The organism is Brevundimonas sp. SL161 (assembly GCF_049896985.1).
Lineage (GTDB): Bacteria > Pseudomonadota > Alphaproteobacteria > Caulobacterales > Caulobacteraceae > Brevundimonas.
The window spans coordinates 343074-365432 of record NZ_JAFCVJ010000001.1 but is presented as its reverse complement, the minus strand read 5'-3'; the positions used below and the strand labels follow the sequence as shown (position 1 = coordinate 365432).

Annotated in this window: 25 protein-coding genes and 1 pseudogene; 9 read left to right on the top strand and 17 right to left on the bottom strand. The window is 66.8% G+C overall.

Going from position 1 to position 22359, the window contains the following annotated elements:
- Positions 1-32 precede the first annotated feature (32 nt).
- Positions 33-797, bottom strand: coding sequence for a class I SAM-dependent methyltransferase (locus ACP7AU_RS01850; RefSeq protein WP_426050336.1), 765 nt, complete (start codon positions 795-797; stop codon positions 33-35).
- Here ACP7AU_RS01850 and ACP7AU_RS01845 point away from each other — a divergent pair.
- Positions 700-1226, top strand: a pseudogene (locus ACP7AU_RS01845) (EthD family reductase). The gene ACP7AU_RS01850 and the pseudogene ACP7AU_RS01845 overlap by 98 nt on opposite strands.
- Here the strand turns inward: ACP7AU_RS01845 and ACP7AU_RS01840 are convergent.
- From ACP7AU_RS01840 to ACP7AU_RS01820, 5 genes are all read right to left on the bottom strand, one after another.
- Positions 1223-1996 carry a class I SAM-dependent methyltransferase gene (locus ACP7AU_RS01840; protein ID WP_426050335.1) on the bottom strand — a complete coding sequence of 258 codons (774 nt, stop codon included), beginning with the start codon at positions 1994-1996 and terminating at the stop codon, positions 1223-1225. The pseudogene ACP7AU_RS01845 and the gene ACP7AU_RS01840 sit on opposite strands and share 4 nt — an antisense overlap.
- Positions 1997-2059: 63 nt before the next feature.
- Positions 2060-3100, bottom strand: a complete 1041-nt coding sequence (locus ACP7AU_RS01835; protein ID WP_426050334.1) for an enoyl-CoA hydratase/isomerase family protein — start codon at positions 3098-3100, stop codon at positions 2060-2062.
- Positions 3097-4605 carry a tryptophan halogenase family protein gene (locus tag ACP7AU_RS01830; protein ID WP_426050333.1) on the bottom strand — a complete coding sequence of 503 codons (1509 nt, stop codon included), beginning with the start codon at positions 4603-4605 and terminating at the stop codon, positions 3097-3099. The genes ACP7AU_RS01835 and ACP7AU_RS01830 overlap by 4 nt, the downstream gene beginning before the upstream one ends.
- Before the next feature lie 19 nt (positions 4606-4624).
- Positions 4625-5329 carry a hypothetical protein gene (locus tag ACP7AU_RS01825; RefSeq protein ID WP_426050332.1) on the bottom strand — a complete coding sequence of 235 codons (705 nt, stop codon included), beginning with the start codon at positions 5327-5329 and terminating at the stop codon, positions 4625-4627.
- Positions 5330-5348: 19 nt separating this feature from the next.
- On the bottom strand, positions 5349-6488 hold the full coding sequence (locus ACP7AU_RS01820) for an isobutyryl-CoA dehydrogenase (RefSeq protein ID WP_426050331.1): 1140 nt from the start codon (positions 6486-6488) through the stop codon (positions 5349-5351).
- A gap of 194 nt (positions 6489-6682) precedes the next feature.
- Here ACP7AU_RS01820 and hemB point away from each other — a divergent pair, with 194 nt between their 5' ends.
- From hemB to ACP7AU_RS01805, 3 genes are all read left to right on the top strand, one after another.
- Entirely contained in the window at positions 6683-7687 is a 1005-nt protein-coding gene (gene hemB / locus ACP7AU_RS01815; protein WP_426050330.1) for a porphobilinogen synthase, read from the top strand.
- A 140-nt stretch (positions 7688-7827) separates the two neighbouring features.
- A complete protein-coding gene (locus ACP7AU_RS01810) occupies positions 7828-9036 on the top strand; it encodes a hypothetical protein (protein ID WP_426050329.1) in 1209 nt (402 codons plus the stop codon).
- 42 nt (positions 9037-9078) lie between these two features.
- Positions 9079-9690, top strand: a complete 612-nt coding sequence (locus ACP7AU_RS01805) for a peptidylprolyl isomerase (protein ID WP_426050328.1) — start codon at positions 9079-9081, stop codon at positions 9688-9690.
- Here ACP7AU_RS01805 and ACP7AU_RS01800 read toward each other — a convergent pair.
- Positions 9687-10637: an alpha/beta hydrolase family protein gene (locus tag ACP7AU_RS01800; RefSeq protein ID WP_426050327.1), complete on the bottom strand. Its 951-nt coding sequence runs from the start codon at positions 10635-10637 to the stop codon at positions 9687-9689. The two genes, ACP7AU_RS01805 and ACP7AU_RS01800, sit on opposite strands and share 4 nt — an antisense overlap.
- Before the next feature lie 17 nt (positions 10638-10654).
- Here ACP7AU_RS01800 and ACP7AU_RS01795 point away from each other — a divergent pair, with 17 nt between their 5' ends.
- Positions 10655-11557 (top strand): LytTR family transcriptional regulator DNA-binding domain-containing protein, encoded by a 903-nt coding sequence (locus ACP7AU_RS01795; protein WP_426050326.1) that lies wholly within the window; start codon positions 10655-10657, stop codon positions 11555-11557.
- A gap of 39 nt (positions 11558-11596) precedes the next feature.
- On the opposite strand, the gene ACP7AU_RS01790 is transcribed toward ACP7AU_RS01795, so the two are convergent.
- From ACP7AU_RS01790 to ACP7AU_RS01775, 4 genes are all read right to left on the bottom strand, one after another.
- The gene (locus ACP7AU_RS01790) at positions 11597-12673 is read right to left on the bottom strand and encodes an alpha/beta fold hydrolase (protein ID WP_426050325.1); all 1077 of its coding nucleotides are present in this window, start codon (positions 12671-12673) and stop codon (positions 11597-11599) included.
- Between the two features lie 295 nt (positions 12674-12968).
- Positions 12969-13823, bottom strand: coding sequence for an NAD(P)-dependent oxidoreductase (locus ACP7AU_RS01785; protein WP_426050324.1), 855 nt, complete (start codon positions 13821-13823; stop codon positions 12969-12971).
- Complete coding sequence (locus ACP7AU_RS01780) at positions 13820-14329, bottom strand: flavin reductase family protein (protein ID WP_426035571.1); 510 nt, start codon at positions 14327-14329, stop codon at positions 13820-13822. Before ACP7AU_RS01780 ends, ACP7AU_RS01785 begins: the two co-directional genes overlap by 4 nt.
- A gap of 41 nt (positions 14330-14370) precedes the next feature.
- Positions 14371-15189, bottom strand: a complete 819-nt coding sequence (locus ACP7AU_RS01775) for an NAD(P)H-hydrate dehydratase (protein WP_426050323.1) — start codon at positions 15187-15189, stop codon at positions 14371-14373.
- A 118-nt stretch (positions 15190-15307) separates the two neighbouring features.
- Here ACP7AU_RS01775 and ACP7AU_RS01770 point away from each other — a divergent pair, with 118 nt between their 5' ends.
- Together ACP7AU_RS01770 and glnA are read left to right on the top strand one after the other, a co-directional pair.
- Positions 15308-15646, top strand: coding sequence for a P-II family nitrogen regulator (locus ACP7AU_RS01770; protein WP_271086072.1), 339 nt, complete (start codon positions 15308-15310; stop codon positions 15644-15646).
- Between the two features lie 71 nt (positions 15647-15717).
- Positions 15718-17127, top strand: coding sequence for a type I glutamate--ammonia ligase (glnA, locus tag ACP7AU_RS01765; RefSeq protein ID WP_426035567.1), 1410 nt, complete (start codon positions 15718-15720; stop codon positions 17125-17127).
- A gap of 248 nt (positions 17128-17375) precedes the next feature.
- Here the strand turns inward: glnA and tatC are convergent, their stop codons facing one another.
- The 3 genes from tatC to ACP7AU_RS01750 are packed head-to-tail and all read right to left on the bottom strand — an operon-like array spanning position 17376 to position 19035.
- Positions 17376-18263, bottom strand: coding sequence for a twin-arginine translocase subunit TatC (tatC, locus tag ACP7AU_RS01760; RefSeq protein WP_426050322.1), 888 nt, complete (start codon positions 18261-18263; stop codon positions 17376-17378).
- A complete protein-coding gene (gene tatB, locus ACP7AU_RS01755; protein ID WP_426050321.1) occupies positions 18260-18790 on the bottom strand; it encodes a Sec-independent protein translocase protein TatB in 531 nt (176 codons plus the stop codon). Before tatB ends, tatC begins: the two co-directional genes overlap by 4 nt.
- A 26-nt stretch (positions 18791-18816) precedes the next feature.
- The gene (locus ACP7AU_RS01750; protein WP_303695654.1) at positions 18817-19035 is read right to left on the bottom strand and encodes a twin-arginine translocase TatA/TatE family subunit; all 219 of its coding nucleotides are present in this window, start codon (positions 19033-19035) and stop codon (positions 18817-18819) included.
- Positions 19036-19138: 103 nt separating this feature from the next.
- On the opposite strand from ACP7AU_RS01750, the gene rnhA reads away from it, so the two are divergent.
- Both rnhA and ACP7AU_RS01740 read left to right on the top strand, forming a co-directional pair.
- The gene (rnhA, locus tag ACP7AU_RS01745; RefSeq protein WP_426035561.1) at positions 19139-19585 is read left to right on the top strand and encodes a ribonuclease HI; all 447 of its coding nucleotides are present in this window, start codon (positions 19139-19141) and stop codon (positions 19583-19585) included.
- Positions 19586-19657: 72 nt separating this feature from the next.
- On the top strand, positions 19658-20248 hold the full coding sequence (locus ACP7AU_RS01740; protein ID WP_426050320.1) for a hypothetical protein: 591 nt from the start codon (positions 19658-19660) through the stop codon (positions 20246-20248).
- A gap of 4 nt (positions 20249-20252) precedes the next feature.
- Here the strand turns inward: ACP7AU_RS01740 and ACP7AU_RS01735 are convergent, their stop codons facing one another.
- The 3 genes from ACP7AU_RS01735 to ACP7AU_RS01725 all read right to left on the bottom strand — a co-directional run bounded on the left by ACP7AU_RS01735 (position 20253) and on the right by ACP7AU_RS01725 (position 22288).
- A complete protein-coding gene (locus ACP7AU_RS01735) occupies positions 20253-20714 on the bottom strand; it encodes an NfeD family protein (RefSeq protein ID WP_426050319.1) in 462 nt (153 codons plus the stop codon).
- A gap of 14 nt (positions 20715-20728) precedes the next feature.
- Positions 20729-21712: an SPFH domain-containing protein gene (locus ACP7AU_RS01730; RefSeq protein WP_426035555.1), complete on the bottom strand. Its 984-nt coding sequence runs from the start codon at positions 21710-21712 to the stop codon at positions 20729-20731.
- Between the two features lie 126 nt (positions 21713-21838).
- On the bottom strand, positions 21839-22288 hold the full coding sequence (locus ACP7AU_RS01725) for a hypothetical protein (RefSeq protein ID WP_426050318.1): 450 nt from the start codon (positions 22286-22288) through the stop codon (positions 21839-21841).
- Positions 22289-22359 lie beyond the last annotated feature (71 nt).

The following is a 22359-nucleotide window of genomic DNA, read 5'->3' as shown; positions in this document are numbered from 1 at the left end:
TTAGCCTCTCATTCCGACCGCCGCCAGAGTCCTCACGCGGGTTTGCGGAAGCGCAGCATGAACTGGCTGGTGTGTCCCCGGATCGAAGGATCGAACACATTGGCCGTCAGCGGGTCCTCCGCGTTCAGCAGGATGTCGCTCTCGCCGTCCAGCACGAAGCCCGCCGCCTCGACCTCGCGCTTCACGTTGGCGATGTCGATCCGGTGCAGGGTGTCGGCGACGTCCAGCCCCGCGCCCGCCGTCGCGGCGTGGTCCACGATGACATAGAGGCCGCCGGGCTTTAGCGCCGCGAACACCGCCGCATTGACCTTCGCCGCCGTGTCGGCCGGGAAGGGCCGCAGGTGCAGGTCGTGATAGTTCTGGGCCGTGAAGACCAGGTCCATCCCGGCCGGAAACTCGGGCGCGCCGATGGCCGAGCGGATGGCGGAGACGTTGTCCATGGCGTCCGCCGCTGTGATTGATTCGCCATAGCTGGCCTGGAAGGCGATGAACTCCGCCGGCTGCCAGGCGACCACGCTGCCTCCGTCGCCGACGGCGCTGGCGAAGACGCGCGTGAAATATCCGCCGCCGATGATCATGTCGCCGATGGTCTGGCCCGGCATCACGTCGGCGAAGGCCAGGACCTCGGCCGTCTTCCTCGCGGCGTCGCGGGCAGTGTCGGCCTCGGGCCGATCAGCATCGGCCAGCACGGCGGCATAGGTGCCGCCGTGCTGGGGCGCGGGCGCTATTGCCCCGGTGGACAGAAGGATCGCGGCCGAAACGGCCCCGGTCAGAATAAAGGCGAGCGAACGACGCATCGAAACCTCCACGACGCCCGGACGGCGCAACGGCGTTTTATCTTTGTCGCCGGCCTGTGTCAGTGTCCATCACGCGAACCTGTCCTCGAATTCACATTCAACGCCATCGCAGGAGACCCCCTTGGCCCAGCTTGTCGTGACCTACCGCACGCCGACCGACATCGCCGCCTTCGACGCCCACTATCGCGACGTGCACGCGCCCCTGGCGAAGGCGTTCCCGGCCTGCGCCGCTTCGAGGTCACCGAGGAGCCGGTCCTGACGCCGGAGGGCCCCTCCGACGTGCATCTGATCGCCACCCTGTATTTCGACAGCCTGGGCGATATCGCTGCCGCCTTGGCCAGCCCTCAGGGTCAGGCGGCCGCCGGCGACGTCGCCAACTTCGCCACGGGCGGCGCCTCGATGCTGATGTTCGAGACCCGAGAGGCTTAGCCCGGCTTCCTGAACCGGTAGACGAACTGGTCGGAGTGGCCCCGGATGGCCTCGTCGAAGACCGACAGGCTGTGATCGTCCTCGGGGTTCCTGACCACGCTGGTCTCGCCGTCGAAGACAAAGCCTGCGGCCTCGACCTGGGCGCGCAGGGCCGAGCCCTCGATCCGGTGCAGGGTGCCGACCACGCTGGTCCCCGCGCCCGCCGCCGCCTGGTGATCCAGGATGACATAAAGCCCGCCCGGCTTCAGCGCCCGGAACACCGCCGCGTTCATCGCCGCCACGTCGACGTTGAACCGGTCGATGACGAAGTCATGGTATTCCTGGCCCATAAAGACGACGTCCAGCGGCTCGGGAATGGCGAACGCCTCCAGCGCGCCGGTCAGCCGGGTCACGTTCGGATAGTCGGTCGCCAGGGTGTCGCCGAACGCGTTCTCGCGCGCCGCCGTCTGGTTTGGCACATAGGCGTAGACCCGACCCTCGGGCCCCACGGCGCGGGCGAACAGGCGGGAGAAATAGCCCTCCTCGGGCCGCACGTCGGCGATCCGCTCGCCGCCGTCGATGCCGATGAAGGCCAGCATCTCGGCCGGCTTCCTCAGCGGATCCCGCGCCACTTCCCCGGCGGGCCGCAACGGATCGGCGATGGCCAGGGCGTAGTCGTTGACGATCGCCGAGGCTCGCTCGGCGGGATCAGCCGGCGTCTCCGCCGACATCATCGGCGCGCAGGCCGTCAGGACCAGGGCGGTTGCGGCGAGTAGGGACAGTTTCAGCATGGCGCGATCCTCGAACAGCGGTTGGACGCACATACGCGCGCGCGCTTCACAGGATGCAAGTGGTCAGCACAGCGCCGTCCATTCCTCATCGACGGGGAGCGGCGCGAACAGGGCGTCGAGTTCGTCCTCGGTCACGCCTTCCAGCGTCGCCGGCGACCATTTCGGCTTATTGTCCTTGTCGACGATGACGGCCCGCACCCCCTCCTGGAAGTCGCGGGTCCGCACCACACGGCCGCCCAGCCGGTACTCCATCGCCATGACCTCGGCGAAGGTCAGCATCGCACGCCCCGCCCGCAGTTGACGCAAGGTGACCTTCAGCGACTGCGGCGACTTGGTCCTCAGCGTCGCCAGTTGCGACAGCGCCCAGTCCGACCCATCGGCCTCGAGCGCCGTTAGGATCGCCTCGACCGTGTCGAAGGCGAACAGCCGGTCGATGGCTTCGCGGTGAGACGAAAGCGGCGCGGCGCCGGCATCAGCCGCATGCTCCGCGACGGCATCCGGCCCATGGGAAAGCAGATCGGCCTTTAGCGCCTCGAGGCTGCCCGACGCCACGAAATGGGTATGGATCCCCAATGCTACCGTGTCCGCCGCCTTCAGCCGCGCCCCGGTGAGGGCCAGCCAGGTCCCGGTCTCGCCCGGCAGTCGCGGCAGGAACCAGCCGCCGCCGACATCTGGGAACAGGCCGATGCCCGTCTCCGGCATTGCGTAGGTCGTCCGCTCGGTCGCAATGCGGATCTGGGCGGGCTCGGAGATGCCGACGCCGCCGCCCATCACAATCCCGTCCACGAGGGCCGTAATCAGCTTGGAGTATTCGAACATCAGGTGGTTCAGCCGGTACTCCGCGAGGAAGAAGGCCCTGGCCTCCGACGCATCCGTGGCCCCGCTCTCGGCTATCATCCGGATATCGCCGCCGGCGCAGAACCCGCGTTCGCCCGCATGGTCGACCAGCACCGAGGTCACCGCGGGATCGTCTCCCCAAGCCAGCAATGCCGTCGTCATCGCCTCGCACATGGCCAGGTTCAGCGCATGCAGCGCCTTGGGCCGGTTCAGGATGATGCGCCCGACCGATCCCTCGATCCGTGTGATCACTTCAGCTTCGCTCATGCGTCCGCCCACATCCTGTTCGCCTTGAGATAATCCTCGTGCGCCGGCAGGTTCTCCGCCGTGGTCGCCCAGGCCTGTTTGATCTGTTCGAAACCCGCCGCGACCCGGTCGAGGTCCTGGTAGTTATAAAGCGGGTTGTGCGCCCTGGGCACGATACCCTGACCCATCATCACCGCCATCCACGACCCTTGGCTGAAATATTCGTCGGCGCCGACCTGGAACAGCAGACCCCGGTCGCGGAACATCTCGACCCGTTCGGCCAGGCTGTCGGGGATCGCCATGTCGCGGACGTGCCGCCAGAACGGCGTGTCGTCCCTCCGGGTCGCGTGATAATGCAGGATCACGAAGTCGCGGATCAGCTCGATCTCGCGTGTCAGCCGTCGATTGTAACCGTCTGTATTTGTTTGGCTGAATGCCGTGTCTGGCCAGTGCTGCAACAGCCGGATGATCCCGACCTGGACCAGATGAATGCTGGTCGATTCCAGTGGCTCGATGAAGCCCGACGATAGGCCCAGCGACACCACGTTCTTGTCCCATAGTGTCTTGCGCCGCCCGGCGACGAACCGCAGCGGCCGCGGATCGGCCAGGGCCTCGCCATCGAGGTTGGCCATCAGCGTCTGCTTTGCAGCCTCGTCCTCGATAAAGTCCGAGCAATAGACATAGCCGTTGCCGGTCCGATGCTGCAGCGAGATCCGCCACTGCCACCCCGCCTCGCGCGCCGCCGAAGACGTGAAAGGATCGACCGCCCGCACCTTGGCGCAGGGCACGGCCAGGGCCCGGTTCATCGGCAGCCAGTGCGACCAATCCTCGTAGCCCGCCTTTAGCGCCCCCTCGATCAGCAGGCCCCGGAAGCCGGTGCAGTCGATGAACAGGTCCGCCGTCAGCGTCCGTCCGTCCTTCAGCACCACATGGTCGACGAAGCCGTCTTCCGGCTTCTGCACGACGCCGACGATCTCGCCCTCGATCCGCTCGATGCCGCGCGTCGTACAGAACTTCCTCAGGTACTGGCCATAGAGGGTCGCATCGAAATGATAGGCAGTGTGAAAGCCCGACAACGCCGATCTCGGATCGTTCGACCGCGCCCCGACCTTGCCGCGCTTGGCCGCGTGCGAGGTGATCGAATAGGACTCCAGCGAGCCCGTCTGGCCGCGGTCCTTCATGGCGAAAAAGGACCCGGGAAAGTCGCCCAGCGTCGGCCCGGTGCCGAAGGTCCCAAACGGATGGAAATAGGCGCTCTCCTTCGCGCCCCATCCTTTGAACTCGATGCCCAGTTTCAGGGTCGCGCGGGTCTCGCGCATGAACTCCGCCTCATCGAGGCCGATCAGGGCGTTGAAGTCACGGATCGGCGGCACCGTCGCCTCTCCCACCCCGACGATGCCGATGTCGGCGCTCTCTACCAGTCGCACCTCGGCATGCGGTCCCACCGACCGCTTGATCGCGGCGGCCGCCATCCAGCCCGCCGTGCCGCCGCCCACGATCAGGACGGACTTGATGGGTTCGGCCATGGTGTTTCTTCCCGCCGTCTCAGCGCGGCTTGACGGTCATTTCGTAGGGAATGAACAGGCTCAGGTCGAGCGGCCCGGACTGCGTCCAGGTCACCCGATTGGACAGGCCCGAAACCTCGACGGCGTAGCCGGCTCCGAAGGCCTCTGCCGTCGTCGTCGCGTCGGATGAGATCGCTGCCAGAATCGCACGTCGGTACTGGCCGGGATCGATGATCGACAGCTCCCACTCGCCCGTGATGTCGACCAGCGAGCGACCCGTCTTCGGCGTCGCCTCGACGAAGGTCTCGATTCGCCCCGAGGCGTCGTCGAGCGTATCCGCCGCCGCGATCGGCGTCTTGACGATCAGATGCGCGACGCTGGTGTCCGCCCGACCCGGATCAGCGCCCAGCGTCAGGGTCGAGACCATGTCTTCGGTCAGGGGGACGAGAGCGCCGTCATCCTCGATGGACAGATCGATCCGGGCATCGCGGCCGCCGGCCTGAACCATGGCCCTGAGGGTCGCGATCAGCTCATTGCGCCGGCCGGCGGCCTCGCGCGTATCATTCACGACCGTGACCGCGACGATCAGATTGTCCGCCCGCCGGGGCAGTTGCACGACCGGAATGTCGTCCCGATCCCATTCGATGGAACGGCTGCCTGTCACGATGATCTCGTCGACCTGCGCCCAGGCGGGACCGGCGAGGCAAATCAGGGCCGCGACGCCCGCTAGAGTGATCTTCCACATTCCCGTGCTTTCCCTTCCGCTACTGCCGCATCATCTCTCGCGCGGTGATCACCCGCATGATCTCGTTGGTGCCTTCCAGGATACGGTGAACCCTGAGGTCGCGCACGATCCGCTCCAGCGGATAGTCCTTCAGATAGCCGTAGCCGCCGTGCAGTTGCAGGGCCTCATCGGCGATCTGGAAACAGGCGTCGGTCGCCATCCGCTTGGCCATGGCGCACCATTTGGTCGCCTCGGGGTGACGCGTGTCCAGCGCCCAGGCGCCGCGCAGGACCATCAGCCGCGCCGCCTCCAGTTCGGTCGCCATGTCGGCCAGCTTGAACTGGGTGTTCTGGAACTCGGCGAGGGCCTTGCCGAACTGTTTGCGCGTCGCGACATAGGCCTTGGCCGTCTCGAGCGCGAGCCGCGCCCCGCCCAGGGAACAGGCCGCGATGTTCAGCCGCCCGCCGTCCAGACCCATCATCGCATAGCGAAAACCGTCGCCTTCCTGGCCCAGCAGGTTGGCCGCCGACACGCGGCAGTCGTCGAACTGGACGATGGCCGTGGGCTGGGAATTCCAGCCCATCTTCTTCTCCTGCGCTCCAAAGCTGAGGCCCGGCGTGCCCATTTCCACCACGAAAGCGCTGATGCCTTTCGGCCCCGCCTCGCCGGTCCGCGCCATGACGACATAGACGTCCGACGTGCCCGCGCCGGAGATGAAGGCCTTCGACCCGTTCAGCACCCAGTCGTCGCCGTCCCGCGTCGCGCTCGTCCGCATAGCCGCCGCGTCCGACCCCGAGCCGGGCTCGGTCAGACAGTAGGAGGCGATCAGCTCCATCGTCGCCAGACGCGGCACATAGCGGGCGCGCAGGTCGTCCGACCCGAACCGGTCGATCATCCAGGTCGCCATATTGTGGATCGAGATGAAGGCCGCCGTCGACACGTCCCCGCGCGCCAGCTCTTCGAAGATCAGCGCCGCCTCAACCCGGCCCAGGGCCATGCCCCCGTGCTCCTCGGAGGCGTAGATGGCGGCGAACCCGGTCTCGGCCGCGCGGCGCATCACGTCGACCGGGAAATGCTTGGTCTCGTCCCACTCGGCCGAATGGGGCGCCAGCTCCGCATCGGCAAAGGCGCGCGCCGCGTCCTGAATGGCGCGCTGGTCGTCGGTGAGGGCGAAATCCATAGGGTCTCCGGTGCGGCTTTTCTTCGGCTTCTATCCGCATCCCTCTCCCGTTGGGAGAGGGCTTGAGCGCACGGCGGCGCAGCCGTCGTCCTTGCGCGAAAGGATGAGGGGCGTGCCTCATCGGTCTGACCCGACCCTCATCCGGCCCTGCGGGCCACCTTCTCCCAACGGGAGAAGGGCGTTACAGCACACCCATGACCCTCCCCTTCGCACCCGCCGCCTTCCCCATGGCCCGTCCCCGCCGCCTGCGGAGCCAGCCGTGGGTGCGCCGACTGGTGGCCGAGACCACCCTGACGCCGTCCGACCTGATCTGGCCCCTGATCGTCCACGACGGCGCCGAGGACCGCGTGCCCGTCCCATCCATGCCCGGCGTCTTCCGTCTGTCACCGAAGGCGGCCGCCGAGGCGGCTGTCGAGGCCCGCGACCTCGGCATCCCCATGGTCGCCCTCTTCCCCAACGTCGACGCTGCGACCAAGGACGCGATCGGGACCGGCGCCACCGATCCCGACGGCCTGATCCCCGACTGCATCAAGGCCATCAAGGACGCGGCGCCCGAGATCGGCGTCATGTGCGACGTGGCGCTCGACTGCTACACCGACCACGGCCACGACGGCGTCGTCGAGGACGGCCGGATCGTCAACGACGCCTCCCTGGAGCGCCTCGCCGAACAGGCCTTTATCCAGGCCCACGCCGGCGCCGACGTCGTCGCTCCCTCGGACATGATGGACGGCCGGGTCCAGGCCATTCGCGAGGCGCTCGAGGCCAACGGCTTCCACGACACCCTGATCCTGTCCTACGCGGCCAAGTTCGCCTCGGCCTTCTACGGCCCGTACCGCGATGCGGTCGGCTCGGCGAAGATGCTGACCGGCGACAAGAAGACCTATCAGATGGATTACGCCAACTCCGACGAGGCCCTCAAAGAGGTCGCCATGGACATCGCCGAGGGCGCCGACATGGTCATGGTCAAGCCCGGCATGCCCTATCTCGACATCGTCCAGCGGGTGTCCGAGACGTTCAAACTGCCGACGTTCGCCTATCAGGTGAGCGGCGAGTATTCGATGATGCAGGCCGCCATCGCCAACGGCTGGCTCGACCAGGACCGCGCCATCCTGGAGACCCTGCATGGGTTCAAGCGCGCGGGCTGCGCCGGCGTGCTCTCCTATTTCGCGCCCCACGCCGCGAGGCTGCTGGGCCGCTAGAGCAGGATCAGCGAGAGCCTGATTCACGCTTCATGTCGGACCCGCGAAGCGGGTCCACCAGAACCGATCAGGCCCTTGCGGCCAAGCTCCTTCGTCAAATCTTCACCCGACCCCGCCACGATTCGGGAAAAGGGAAGGCGATGACGGCTGTTTCGTGCCTGCGGGTCATGGTGGACGCAAATCGCACGGATTTGCCAGCGGAGACGCTCGGCCCCCTCGTGGCGAAATACACCATCGTCTTTCTGGAGGTGCGCTGGGTCCGGCCCCGCACCGCCGATCCGCTCACCCACTACTGCTATCTGCTGAGCGACCCGCAGACCGACCAGCTGGACACCTTCGAACTCGCTCACCTGGCCACCGAGCTCCAGGAGCGGCTGTTCGGCACCGGGGTCGAGGACGCGGTGAAGCTGGTGCTGTTCGAGGGCGAGCCGGAGGCGATGCGCGCCTTCACCGCCGCATCCGCCGAAGAGGTGGTGCTGGCCATGGAGGATCCTGGCCGCCTGCCGAAAGGCGGTCGCCTGCGTCGTATCGCGGCGGACGGATCGCTGATCGACGTGCCGGAGGAAGTCAGGGCGCCGAAGGGGCCCGTCGACGACACCAACTTCGGTCCCTCGATCGATGGCGCGCAGGGCATCTATTTCCCCAAGGCCCGCGCCTTCGTCGGCGACGTCATCAGTTGCACTCCGTCACGCGCGCCGACCTACTACAGCGCCGTCGACGGCGAGGAGCACCTGCCCGACGAATCCGGGTCGTTCGACGGCAGTTGCGTGATGACGGCGCTGCGTTTCCTGGTCGATTTCCCGGTCGTGACCCCATTGTTCGTGCCGGTGTCGTTCTCGACCCTGGTCCGCCCCACCCAGAGGGCGGACTATGTCGAGCTTCTCGGCATCCTGCCTGTGGAGACCCGTTCCCAGCTGGCCGCGACCGTCTATGACGTGCCCAGGGCGCCGTCTTTCCAGTCGCTCAAGGTCATCCATGAGGCCTTGCGTGACCATTTCTCCAGCCTTGACCTACGCACCCAGGACCCGGATTTCGAGGTCACGCAGCTGGCGCAGAAGACGGTGACGAGCGTCACCCTTGTGCTCCCCAACGCGAGCCAGGAGGTTCGGACGGCCGCCTTGAGGCGGTTCGCCTCTCACGCTCCGGAATACCGGCGCCGCCGCATCTGGCCGGGGCTGTCCAACATCCGCTACCGGGCCGAGCGCGAGCTGGCGATCAGCCTCGACTTCCCGTTCCTGACCGGGCCAGGAATCTGCCGGCTTCAGAGCGAGCCGATCGGCGGTCGTGCATGGGAGGCCGGGGCCCTGCCGGTCCTGACAATCGATCGCTCGCTGGCCGCGACCGGCTGATCCCGCTAGCGTCGCTCTCGGGAACGACGTGAGACAACATCGATGATCAGACGCACACTCCTCGCCCTCGCCGGCCTGCTGTTATGGCCCGCGCTCGCCGTGGCCAAGGACCCGGCCGGGCCCGCCCTGCCCCGTGTGGCGCTGGAGACCTCGGCCGGTCGCATCACTATCGAGGTCGAGGCGGTCAAGGCGCCGATCACGGCCGCCAACTTCCTGAAATACGTCGACGAGCGCCGCCTCGATGGCGCAACCTTCTATCGCGCTATGCAGTCCGGCCCTGGCATGGGTCTGGTCCAGGGCGGGGTGAACAACGATCCCGAGCGGGTCCTGCCGCCCATCGCCCACGAGCCGACGACGCAGACGGGCCTCAGCCATATCGACGGCGCCGTCTCGATGGCCCGCTACGCCCCCGGCACGGCCACAGGCGACTTCTTCGTCTCTGTGGGCCCGACCCTGTCCTACGACGCAGGACGCTCGTTCTCGGTCGATCCCGACGGCTTCGCCGTCTTCGGCCGCGTGGTCGGGGGCATGGAGGTCGTCCGCGCCATCCTGGCCAGCCCGACCTCCCCGACCGAGGGCGTAGGTTTCATGCGAGGCCAGATGCTGGAGCCGAAGATCACCATCCTCCGGGCCTGGCGTGAAACGACGCCCTAGGGTTCGCCCAGTGCCTCGCGGAAGAAGCGTACGACCTCAGCATTGAACGCGGCCTTGAACGCGGCCCGGTCGAAGCCGGGCGCCGACGTGCACAGCTCGGGCATCGCCACCCTCATCTCAGGCGCGCAGGGGGTCAGGAAGTCATAGTGGCCGGCGTTCTCGACATGGTGATAGTCGACCGTCCCGCCCAGCCGGTCGCGCACGGGTTCGGCATTCCAGGGCGACGGCAGGATCTGGTCGTCGGCGGCCTGCCACAGCTGCACCGGAACGGTGATCGCGGCCAGACTCTCGTCGGTGAACGACAGGCCGAACGCCGGCGCGGCGATGACGGCCGCCTTGACGTGCGCATCGCGGGTCTCCGGCCGCCAGGTCGCCAGATCCAGTCCGCCGAACATCGCGACCAGCCGACACGCGAAGACCTCGGGCTGGGCCACGCAATGCGCCCGGATCGCTCCGGCGTCCGACACCCCGCCGATGATCGACGTCACCGTGAAGCCGCCCGCCGAGAAGCCGAACGCGCCAATCCGCGCGTCGTCGATCTCCACCGGGCCGATCCAGGTTTCGGTCATATAGTCGATCAGGGCGCTCAGTTGCGGCGCCCGTCCGGTCAGCCGAAGCCCCCGGCTCTGGTCCTGGAAGTTGTCGCCGGGATGGGTCAGGGCCGCGACGACGAAGCCGGCCTCCGTCAGGGCCCCGGCCGTATCGGAATGGCCGCGATACCAGCCGCTGTTGCCGTGCGAGATGACCACCAGTGGTCGCGGCGAGCCATCGCTGGCGCCGTCGGGCAACCAGACGCCGCCTTCGATCGTCTCACCGCCGGGGCCCGTGAAATGAATGATCTGGTCAGGGGCGTCAGACTGGGCGCGAGCCGTGACGGGCAGCCCTCCGATCAGGACGCAGGCGAACAGGGCGCGAAGGAAGCGTGGGAAGGACGCAGGGATCTGCATGAGGATCTCCGGGTTGGATGACCTCTCCTGCCCGCCGCCCGGTCGCCGCCGCCAGCCCGGTTTCGCGAACGGGCGAACGGGTTCGCGACACGGCGAACGGTTCCGCTTCAGCCGGTCACCGCTATAGTCGGGCGATGAACGAGACACCGACCCGGTCGATGAACACGCCGCGCGCCTGGATGATCGACCTCGCGGCCTGGGCTGTTGTCGGGGCGATCCTCGGCGCGGTCGGGCCCTTCGGAAGTTTTTTCAACGATACGCTGCCGGTGCGCCTCGCCTACTGGATGACGCTGGCCCTGATCAGCGGTGCGGTCATCGGCGCCAGCGTGCGCTGGGTCTGGCCTGTCGCCCGGCGGCGGCGCGTGCCGGCCTGGGCGTGGGTTGCGCTCCTTGGGGTGGCCATCACGGGTCCGCTCGGCCTGTTCGCCCGCGTCTTCGCTATGGGTTTCTGGCCGGGCATCCGGGATCGGGTCAGCCTGATCGAGTGGTTCGGACAGACCCTGTTGATCGAGCTGGTCTTCCTCGCGGCCTATGTCGCGGCCCATGCCCGGGCGGCTCAGGCTCCGTCCGGCGAGACCTCGCCCATGCCCACGGGCGCAGCCCGCATCCTCGACCGCCTGCCCCATCGTCTGGGTCGAGACCTCCTCTGCCTGCAGATGGAAGACCACTATGTCCGCCTCCACACGCCGGAAGGCTCGGTCCTCGGCCTGACGCCCCTGCGCACCGCCATCACCCAGGTCGGCGCCATAGAGGGCATGCAGGTGCATCGCTCATGGTGGGTCGCCCGTCAGGCGGTGCAGGGTGTCGTTCAGGACGGGCGAAACCTGCGCCTGAAGCTGGTTTCCGGACTGGAGGCCCCCGTCGCCCGCTCCAAGGTCGCCGAACTCAGAGCCGCCGGCTGGCCAGTCGGCGAAGCCTGACCGCGATCAGGACGTCGTCCGCGCCGTACTCGTCGCTCCTCAGGGCTCGCTGCGGGCCAGCAGGGCAACCAGATCGTCCTTCCAGAACCGCGCCCAGGTGTGGGTGCCGTGGCCCTTGCCGTCGAGACTGTTGGGGATCAGCCGATAGGCCCCATTGGCGAGGCGCGGCGCGAACCGTTCGGCCAGACCGAGCTCCGGCGGATTGATGAAGTCGTCAGCCGAATTGATCCAGGTCACCGGAACCGTGATCCGCTCCAGGTTGGCCGAGGGGTCGTAGTCCCAGGACGCATTGACCTGATACCAGAAGTCGTTCGCGTCCAGCGTCGGCAGCCGACGCTCGAGCTGGGTCGCCAGCCCGGCGTCGACGGCCTCGGGCGTGGCCAGGTCCTGGTGCATCGGCATCACCGCCCCGCCCGCCAGCAGCAGCAGGTCCACAGCCGTCCTCAACCCCTGCACGGGCTGTTCGACATAGTCGCCGCCGCTCCAGGCCGGATCCGCCCGGATGGCGTCCTTGACCATCGAGCGCCACAGCCGGTTGCGTCCGACGATCTCGGTCGGAATGCAGGCCATGGGCATCAGGGCGTCGGCGAAGTCGGGATGCGCCTCGCCCCAGACGAAGGCGTGCATACAGCCCATCGAAGTGCCCAGGATCAGCCGCAGGTGATCGACCTTCAGCCCGTCGACCAGCATCCGCCGCTGGGCCTCGACCATCTCGTTGTAGCCGTACTCAGGGAAGTCCGCTCTGAGACCGTCGCTCGGCTTGCTCGACCCGCCGTGCCCCAGACCGTCGGGCATGATGAGGTAGTAGCGGGTCACATCCAGCGGCTGGCCCGGCCCGAACAGCTCCCCGGCGAACTGTGCGGACAGGAAGGTCGCGCCCGTCCCGCCGGTGCCGTGCAGCAGCAGGACGGCGTTGGTCACATGCCCCTCGGCGTCACGCCGGGGCTCTCCCAGCGTGCGATAGTGGATCCGCGCGTTCGCCAGCGTCGATCCACGCGCCATGGGCAGGTCGCCGATCGCCGCATCGCCATCGATCGGGCTCCACCTCTGCGGGGTCCGGGCATAGGCCTGACCACACCAGACCAGCAGAAACAGAAGGATCGTCGCGATACGCATGGCCGTCTTGGCTCCCCAACGCCCCGAGTTAGCATTCCACGGCCCGTCAGGCCGCTGAAATCCCGGGACATTTATGATTTTTGAGGCAATCGAACAGCCGCCCCCCGCAGCCATGGTATGATGGTCTCCGGTGTTTAACATCCCGCAGACAGGCGCCGGGGCGCCGATTGAACGGGTTGCACCCGGAGTGCAATTCCGTCCCGGCGAATTAATCGCTCAAGAGCAAGAGATTACGCGCCATTCCTCCGCGAAATGGACTCTGCACTCCTTTTTTCGGAGTCCAACCGCACGAGGCTCAAGGCTTCAGACGCGCCTTCAGGCTCGAAGTGTCCCAGCGATTGCCGCCCAGGACCTGAACCTCGGAATAGAACTGATCGACCAGCGCCGTCAGCGACAGGACCGCGCCATTGGCCCGCGCCTCGTCCAGCACCAGCCCCAGGTCCTTGCGCATCCAGTCGACGGCGAAGCCGAACTCGAACTCACCCCTGGCCGCCGTCTTCCAGCGGTTGTCCATCTGCCACGACTGGGCCGCCCCCTTGGACACCGCGTCATAGGCGGCGTCCGTATCGAGCCCCGCGGCCCGGGCGAAATGCACCGCCTCGGCCAGACCCTGGACCACGCCGGCGATGGCGATCTGGTTGACCATCTTGGTCAGCTGGCCCGAGCCCGAGGCCCCCATGTGCTGGATCGCCTTCGAATAGGCCATGACCGCCGTCCGCACCGTCTCCAGGGCCCTCGCGTCGCCGCCCGCCATGACGCTGAGCTGGCCGTTCTCCGCCCCCGCCTGACCGCCCGAGACCGGCGCGTCGATAAAGGCGACACTGGCGGCGGCGCACAGATCCGCCATTGCCCGCGCCACCTTCGCCGAGGTGGTGGTGTGATCCACGATCACGGCCCCCGCCTTCAGCATGGGCAGGGCCTCGCCGACCACCTGACGCACGTCGTCGTCATTGCCGACGCACAGCACGAACAGGTCCGCGCCCTCGGCCGCCTCGGCCACGGTCGCGGCGAACCGTCCGCCGTTCGCCTCGGCCCAGGCCCGCGCCTTGTCGGGCGAGCGGTTGTAGCCGGCGATCTCGTGCCCGGCCGCGACCAGATGACGCGCCATCGGCCCGCCCATGACGCCCAGGCCGGCGAAACCGATCCTCATGCCTGGGCGCCTCCGGCCACGCCGTAGCGCCCCCGGAAATAGGTCAGGGCCGCGGCATCCGAGGACTCGAAGCCCGCGACCTCGCCGATGATCATCATGTGGTCGCCCATCTGCACCCGGTCGTGGGTCTTGCAGTCGAACCGGGCGGCGGCGGCGCCCAGCCGCGGCGGCGCATCGCCGACCCGCTGGAACTCGTGCGCCTCCATCAGGCCGATGCCCTTGGCGAACCGGCGCGCCAGGGCCTCCGACTGGGCGTCGAGCACGTGGATCGAGAACCGCTCCGCCTCACAGAAGGCCTGCCACCGCTCCGACCGCTCATCCAGGCACCACAGCACCAGACGCGGCGTCAGCGACACGGAGGTGAAGGAGTTGATCGTGATCCCCAGCGGCCCGAGGCTGCTGTCGGCTGTCACCACGCAGACCCCGGTCGCAAAGGCGCCCAGCGCGCGCCGATAGGCGGTCACGTCGCCCCCGGCGACCTCTTGGGGAAGGGATTCAAGGCTCACGGACCGGACCTAGGCGACACCGCCCATTGAGGCAACCGGCGTCATGCGAGATTGCCCAGCACGGCGGGGGTCAATCCCGGCAGATCTTCCGCCGTCAGCCCCACCCCGAACCGCCCGGCCGCGTCAGCATGGATCCACACAGCCGCCGACGCCGCCTCGAAGGGATCCATCCCCTGGGCCATCAGTCCTCCGATCAATCCGGCCAGGACGTCGCCGCTGCCCGCCGTCGCCAGCCACGGCGAGCCGTTCCGATTGACCCTGACCCGACAATCGGGCGCGGCGATGACCGTCTCCCGACCTTTGAGGACCACATGCGCCCCGCTGATCCGCGCCGCTTCGACGGCGGCCGTCTCGCGCCCCCGCTCCAGCAGACCCGGAAACACTCGCTCGAACTCGCCCTCATGCGGCGTGATCACATCCTTCGCCTCGAGACAGGCGAACAGATCGTCCGGCCGCCCCTTGAACAGCGTCAACGCGTCCGCATCGACGACCAGCGCGGCTTTCGTCCCGGCCAGCGCCTTCAGGTTCGATGCCGTCGCCTCGGTCAGTCCCGCCGCCGGTCCGATCACGACGCAATCCAGCGCCTCGGCCAGAATCGCCAGCGCCTCCGCCGTGTCGAAGTCGGAGACCATCACCGCCTCCATCGCCCCCGCGATCAGCGGTCCGGCGTCCGGCGGACACAGGATCCGCACCAGCCCCGCGCCGACCCTCAGACCCGCCCGTGCCGCCAGTCGCGCCGCCCCGGTGTGCAGCATACCGCCCGACACGACGCCCAGCCGGCCACGCTGATGCTTGTGCGCATCGGGGCCGGGCCACCGCAGCAGGCTGCGCCACAGGGCGGGATCGTTGGTTTCGCTCATGCTTCTCTCAACGCCCTTCCGTGACGAAAATGCAAATCGCCCCTTGCCTTATGCTGCGATGCGATGTCCCTTTGGTTCCCGAGCGTCTGGCCCACCTGATGCCGCCTCGGGGTCGCCCATGAAGAAGATCGAAGCCGTCATCAAGCCGTTCAAGCTCGACGACGTGAAGGAAGCGCTCCAGGACATCGGGGTGCAAGGCATGACTGTGCTGGAGGCCAAGGGATACGGCCGCCAGAAGGGTCACTCCGAACTCTATCGCGGCGCCGAATACGTCATCGACTTCCTGCCCAAGATCAAGATCGAGGTGGTGGTCGCCGACGACCTCTACCCGGCCGTGGTCGAGGCCATCCAGACCGCTGCCCGCACCGGAAAGATCGGCGACGGCAAGATCTTCGTCTCGGACGTGATCGACGTCATCCGCATCCGCACCGGCGAAACCGGGGCGCAAGCCGTCTAGAAGAATGGCCGTCTAGGCCGAACCCCGCAAAAGACTTCCTCCCCAGAAGAAACGCATAAGGATCATCGACCATGAGCGCCGCCAAGAAAATCCTGCAGGAGATCAAGGACAAGGACGTCAAGTACGTCGACGTCCGCTTCACCGACACCAAGGGTCGCCTGCAGCACGTCACCTTCGACATCGACCTGGTCGACGAGGAATTCCTCGAAGAAGGCACGATGTTCGACGGCTCCTCGATCGCCGGCTGGAAGGCGATCAACGAGAGCGACATGCTGCTGCTGCCGGACCTGACGACGGCCTATATCGACCCCTTCTACCAGCAGACCACGATGTTCCTGTTCTGCGACGTCATGAACCCGGACACGATGGAGCCCTACAACCGCGACAGCCGCTCCATGGCCAAGAAGGCCCTGGCCTATGTCCAGTCCTCGGGCGTGGGCGACGTGGTCTATTTCGGCCCGGAAGCCGAGTTCTTCATCTTCGACGACGTCCGCTGGAACACCGCCCCGCACAACACCGGCTACAGCTACGACTCGATCGAGCTGCCGGCCAATACGGGCGCGGAATACACCGAGGGCAATATGGGCCACCGGCCGGGACCCAAGGGCGGCTACTTCCCCGTTAACCCGGTCGACAGCGGCCAGGACCTGCGCGGCGAGATGCTGGGCGTCATGCGAGACCTTGGCCTCAACCCCGAGAAGCACCACCACGAGGTCGCCCCGGCCCAGCACGAGCTCGGCCTGAAGTTCTCGGACCTGCTGACCATGGCCGACCGGCTGCAGCTCTATAAGTACGTGATCCACAATGTGGCCGCAGCCTACGGCAAGTCGGCGACCTTCATGGCCAAGCCCATGTTCGGCGACAACGGCTCGGGCATGCACGTCCACATGTCGATCTGGAAGGACGGCAAGCCCCAGTTCGCCGGCGACAAATACGCCGGCCTGTCGCAGCAGTGTCTCTGGTACATCGGCGGCATCATCAAACACGCCAAGGCCATCAACGCCTTCGCCAACTCGACCACCAACTCCTACAAGCGTCTGGTGCCCGGCTACGAAGCCCCGGTGAAGCTGGCTTACTCGGCCCGCAACCGTTCGGCCTCGATCCGCATTCCGCACACCTCGAACCCCAAGGCCAAGCGCCTGGAGGCCCGCTTCCCCGATCCCATGGGCAACCCCTATCTGACCTTCGTGGCCCTGCTGATGGCCGGCCTCGACGGGATCGAGAACCAGATCGATCCGGGCGGCCCCGCCGACAAGAACCTCTACGACCTGCCGCCGGAAGAGCGTCACTCGATCCCGGAAGTCTGCGGTTCGCTCAAGGAAGCCCTGGAGAACCTCGACAAGGACCGGGCCTTCCTCAAGAAGGGCGGCGTTATGGATGACGACTTCATCGACAGCTACATCGAGCTGAAGATGGAAGAGGTCATGCGCCTGGCCCTGCACCCGCACCCGGTCGAATTCGACATGTACTACAGCTGCTGATCGGTTCGATCGGCGGATAGACAAAGCCCCGGATGGTCCGCCATCCGGGGCTTTTTGTTGTGGCTGGATGGCGTTGGCAGCCTGGCGCCATCCACTCCCCGTCGCCGCTTGGCGATGGGGAGTGGATGGCGAAGCGGCGGAGGGGTTCTTGATCAAGGCAAGGTGTCTGGGGTGAAGAGCCCCTCCGTCACGGCGCAAGTGCACCGCGCCACCTCCCCACCGCTTCGCGCCGGGGAGGAGACACCAAGCTAGGCCGCCGCCAGTCCTTCGGCGTCATCGTCCTTCTTCCGACGCCATTCGATCAGGCGCACGCACCAGATCGAGACCTCGTAGAGCAGCACCAGCGGCACGGCGAGCATCAGCTGGCTGATCGGGTCCGGCGGCGTGACCACGGCGGCCAGGACCACGACGGCGACGATCGCATAGCGACGCCCCTCGCTCATCAGCTTGGACGAGATCAGCCCGGCCATGCCCAGCAGCGTCGTCACGACCGGCAACTGGAAGCACAGGCCGAAGGCCAGGATAAGCGAGGTCACCAGGTTCAGATAGTCCGAGATCTTGGTCGTCAGCAGGACGGTGATGCCCTCGCTGGAGATCTGCTGGCTCAGGGAGAACAGCATCACGAACGGCAGCATGACGAAATAGACCAGCGCCCCTCCCAGGAAGAACATTACCGGCGTCGCGATCAGGAACGGCAGGAAGGCGCCCTTCTCGTTGCGGTACAGGCCCGGCGCGACGAAGGCGTAAAGCTGATAGGCCAGGATCGGGAAGGCCAGGACGATGGCGCCGAACCCGGCGATCTTCATCTTGGTGAACAGCTGTTCCAGCGGCGCCGTGGCGATCAGTTCGACCGCCGCCAGCCCGCCGGGTGGGAAAGGCTTCAAACCGGCCGTGATGGCCAGCAGGTCCAGAGGATTGCCGTGCTCGCCCTTCGCCACGGCGGCGGCGTGAACCGCTGCGGCGGCCTGGAACGGCTTGATCAACTCGACCTGCAATTGGGCGGCGAAGAAGAAGCACAGGAGGAAGGCTAGGCAGAAGGCGACGACGGACCAGATCATCCGACCGCGCAGCTCGATCAGATGCTCCATCAACGGGGCGCGCGACGCCTCGATCTCGGCTTCGTCGCGGTCGGTCATGGGACAGTCTTGGGCTTACGCGGCGCGCGCGGCTTGGCGGCGACCTTGGACGCGGGTTTGGCGCGAGGCTTGGCGGCCGGGGTAGCGGCGGCCTTGGGCGGCGTCGCGCGGGGCTTGCGGGTCTTCACCGGCGCGACGACGGCCGGTGTCGCCGGCTCGGGGAATTCCGGTTGGTCCACCATCACCGCGCGTGGCGGCGTCTCGACATAGGCGGGCGCCTCCAGCTCGGCCTTGATGTCCTTGAAGGCGGCGTTGGCCTCGTCGCCGAGGCGGACCATCCCCTGCCCCACCGGTCCCTGACCGTCGCGCAGCGCCTGGACCTCCTTGCGCAGATCGTCGAGCTCTGATTGGCGCGCCATCTCCTCGAAGCTGGACCGGAACTCATTGGCCATGCCGCGCGCCTTGGCGACCATCTTGCCGAGCTGTCGCAGCATTCCAGGCAGCCGCTCGGGTCCGACCACCACCAGGGCGACGATGCCGATTACGAGATATTCGAGGCCCCCGATCCCGGGGCCGAGGCCGCCCATGCGTCAGGCTCTTTCCCGAACCGGACCTAGCGCTTCAGCTCTTCCTTTTCCGCGTCGGTTCGCGGCAGGCTGCTGACGCCGTCGGACGGGCCGTCCTTCTTGTCGTCGTCCTTCAGACCCTCCTTGAAGGCCTTGATGCCCTTGGCGGCGTCGCCCATCAGGCCCGAGATCTTGCCCTTGCCGCCGAACAGCAGGGCGACGACGACGATGACGATGGCCCAATGCCAGATGCTGAAGCTGCCCACGGAACGCTCTCCTCGAACAGGCCGAATGCGGCCCTTGTCAAACATACGGTTCCTATAGTCCAGCGGATGGCGACGCGCCAAGGGAAGCTGTAAGTCCGCGCAAATGAGTCACGTCACAATCCACACCGACGGCGCCTGCAAGGGCAATCCGGGCCCAGGCGGCTGGGGCGCAATCCTGCAGGCTGGCGGGAAGACCAAGGAGCTGTGCGGCGGCGAAACACTGACCACCAACAACCGCATGGAGCTGACTGCGGCCATCATGGCGCTGGAGGCGCTGACGCGGCCCTGCAAGATCGATCTCCATACCGACAGCAAATACGTGATGGATGGAATCACGAGCTGGATTCACGGCTGGAAGGCGCGCGGCTGGAAGACGGCGGACAAGAAGCCGGTCAAGAACGATGACCTGTGGAAGCGGCTGGACATCGCCCGCACCCGCCACGAGGTGAAGTGGCACTGGGTCAAGGGTCACGCCGGCCACGAACTCAACGAGCGCGCGGACCAGTTGGCCAACCTCGGAATCGACCGGATGCGCGCCGCCTCGACCTGACGGGTTCAGACGAACGTCGGTAGACGCCTTGCGGCGAAGCTTGGGATGCGATCAGCTCGGCCGATGACCGACATGACCCCGATTCCTCCCGAGACCGATCCGATCGATAACGGCTCCAGGGGCAAGACCCAGCGCGTTTCCGTCGAGGGCACGATCGCCTCCGTCTCGGCCATCTCTGCAATGATCGTCGCGGCGGCGTCCATGTTCACCGCTGTCCAGGCGCTGGACGTGTCGCGCACGGCGGCGAAGCAGAAGATCTTCGAGACCCAGCTGGCCACCTGCCTGCAGTTCAGCGAACTGACCGCCCGCGCCTCGTCGGACAGCGAGAAGGCTGCAGCCCTGATCGAGGGACCGATCGACGACGACGTCAGCGCCGAGATCACCGCGCGCCTCGAGGCTGGCGACGCCGTCTCGACGTCGATCTACCAACAGTATCTTCAGATGACGATGGTCTTCCCCGACGAGATCAGCGACGCCGCCTATGCCGCCAGCGAGAAGCGGGTGGCGCTCTACAACAAGCAGGTCGAGGTGCTGGACGCCGGCGTCATCACAGCCCAGGACATCGCCGATCTCGAGCGACTCGCGGGCGAGGAAACGGACCAGCTGAACACCGCGTCGAGCGCCTGTCGCGACGAGGTCGGTGCGGTCGCCGGCATAGGCTGACCGGTCAGGCCTCGCGCCGCACCTTCAGCGACGGACCTTCCAGGTGATCCACCACGACGCTGTCGCCCACGGGCGGAGCGTCGCCGTCGATCAGGGCGACCCATTCGGCGCCGGAGACGAAGACCCGTCCCCTGCCCTCGACAAAGGCCTGAACGACCCGCGCCCGCTGTCCGACGAGGCGCAGATCGCGGTCGTTGATGTCGGGGTGGTCTTCCGGGTTCACACGTCGGATCAGGCGCCGCGACAACGCGGTCGCCAGCACCGTCAGGCCAGCGAAAAGCCCGACCTCGACGGCCAGCCCCATGCGCAGCCCCAGGGCGGTCAGAACAGCGACCACGCCGGCCGCGACCGCCGGCCAAAGAAGCCATTCGGTCGACAGCGACGCCTCGATTGCGAGCAGCAGCACGCCCACGGCCAGCCAGATCCAAAAAGGCTGGGCGGCATAGATGTCCAGAATAGCGCCCATGGCTCAGAACTCCGTCATGCCGTCGGCGGCACGGCGCCGCCGGACCGGGTGGACCGCGCCGGCGGCGCCGCCGGAGCCGGGCGGGCCGCCTGTTGCTGGTTGCGAGCCAGTCCGACCAGTTCGCCGATGCCGGCGATGGTCCCGACCAGTCCGCTCATCTCGGCGGGCACGATGACCGTCTTGGCCGTCGGGTTGCGCGCCAGTTCCGCGAAGGCCTCGACGTATTTCTGGGCGACGAAATAGTTGATGGCGTTGACGTCGCCGCGGGCGATGGCCTCGGATACCATGGCCGTGGCCTTGGCCTCGGCCTCGGCGGCCCGTTCGCGCGCTTCGGCGTCGCGGAAGGCGGCCTCCTTGCGACCTTCGGACTCGAGGATCGCCGCCTGTTTGGCGCCCTCGGCGCGCGCGATGGCGGCCTGTTTCTCGCCCTCGGCCTCGGTGATCACGGCGCGGCGTTCGCGTTCGGCCTTCATCTGGCGCGCCATGGCGTTGGTGATGTCGACCGGCGGGGTCAGGTCCTTGATCTCGATCCGGTTGACCTTGACGCCCCAAGGCTCGGTCGCCGCGTCGATGACGGTCAGCAGACGCGAGTTGATGTTGTCACGCTGGAACAGGACCTCGTCGAGATCCATCGACCCGACCACGGTCCGAAGATTGGTCGAGCACAGCTGGGTGATCGCATACGGCAGGTTCTCGACCCGATAGGCGGCGCTCGGCGCGTCCATCACCTGGATGAAGACGATGGCGTCGACCTTCACCATGGCGTTGTCCTTGGTGATGACCTCCTGCTGGGGCACGTCCAGGACCTGCTCCATCATGTTCATGCGCCGGCCGATCCGTTCCACGAACGGGATCAGGATGCTGATGCCGGGCTTCAGCGTCTTGGTGTATTTGCCGAACCGCTCGACCGTCAACTCCCGCCCCTGGGGCACGATCTTGACGGTGCTGAACACGAAAATGACTGCGAAAACCAGCAGCACAACGGCGAAATAGGTCATTCAGGATCCTCCTGGCCGCAAGGTTAGCCCGCGCCGAGCCGGCACGCCACGGAATCCGGACACCGCAAACGAAAACGGCGGCCCCCTTCCGGGAGCCGCCGCAACGCAAAAAGGTGGGTCGGAAGATTACTCCTCCTCTTCCTCGTCCTCTTCTTCTTCCTCGTCTTCTTCTTCCTCGTCTTCTTCTTCCTCGTCTTCTTCTTCCTCGTCGTCTTCTTCGTCTTCTTCGTCCTCGCTCGGATCTTCCTCGTCGGCGTCGTCGTCCTCGACTTCGAAGCCGCCGCCTTCGCACAGGTCGACGTCGTACACTTCTTCGGTGTCGCCATCCTCGTAGGTGGCCATCACGTCCTGGACGCAGTCGTCACCGACGTCGAAGGTCACTTCAACGCCGTCGCCCGGTGCGATTTCTTCGTCCAGCAGGTTGTCGCCGAAGTCCTCGACCGACGTGCCGGAGATGGCCAGTTCGGTGATAGCGACTTCGCCGTCGTTGGTGACCGTCATGGTCGCCTGGGCGGCAGCGCCTGTCGCGAACAGGATGGCGGCGGCAGAGGCCGCCATGAACAGTTTCGTCTTCATCTGTTTAGTCCCCCGAGGCTGGCGGGATGCCGGCCAAAGTTCAAAAGAGAGCGACCGAGGACGGAATCGTC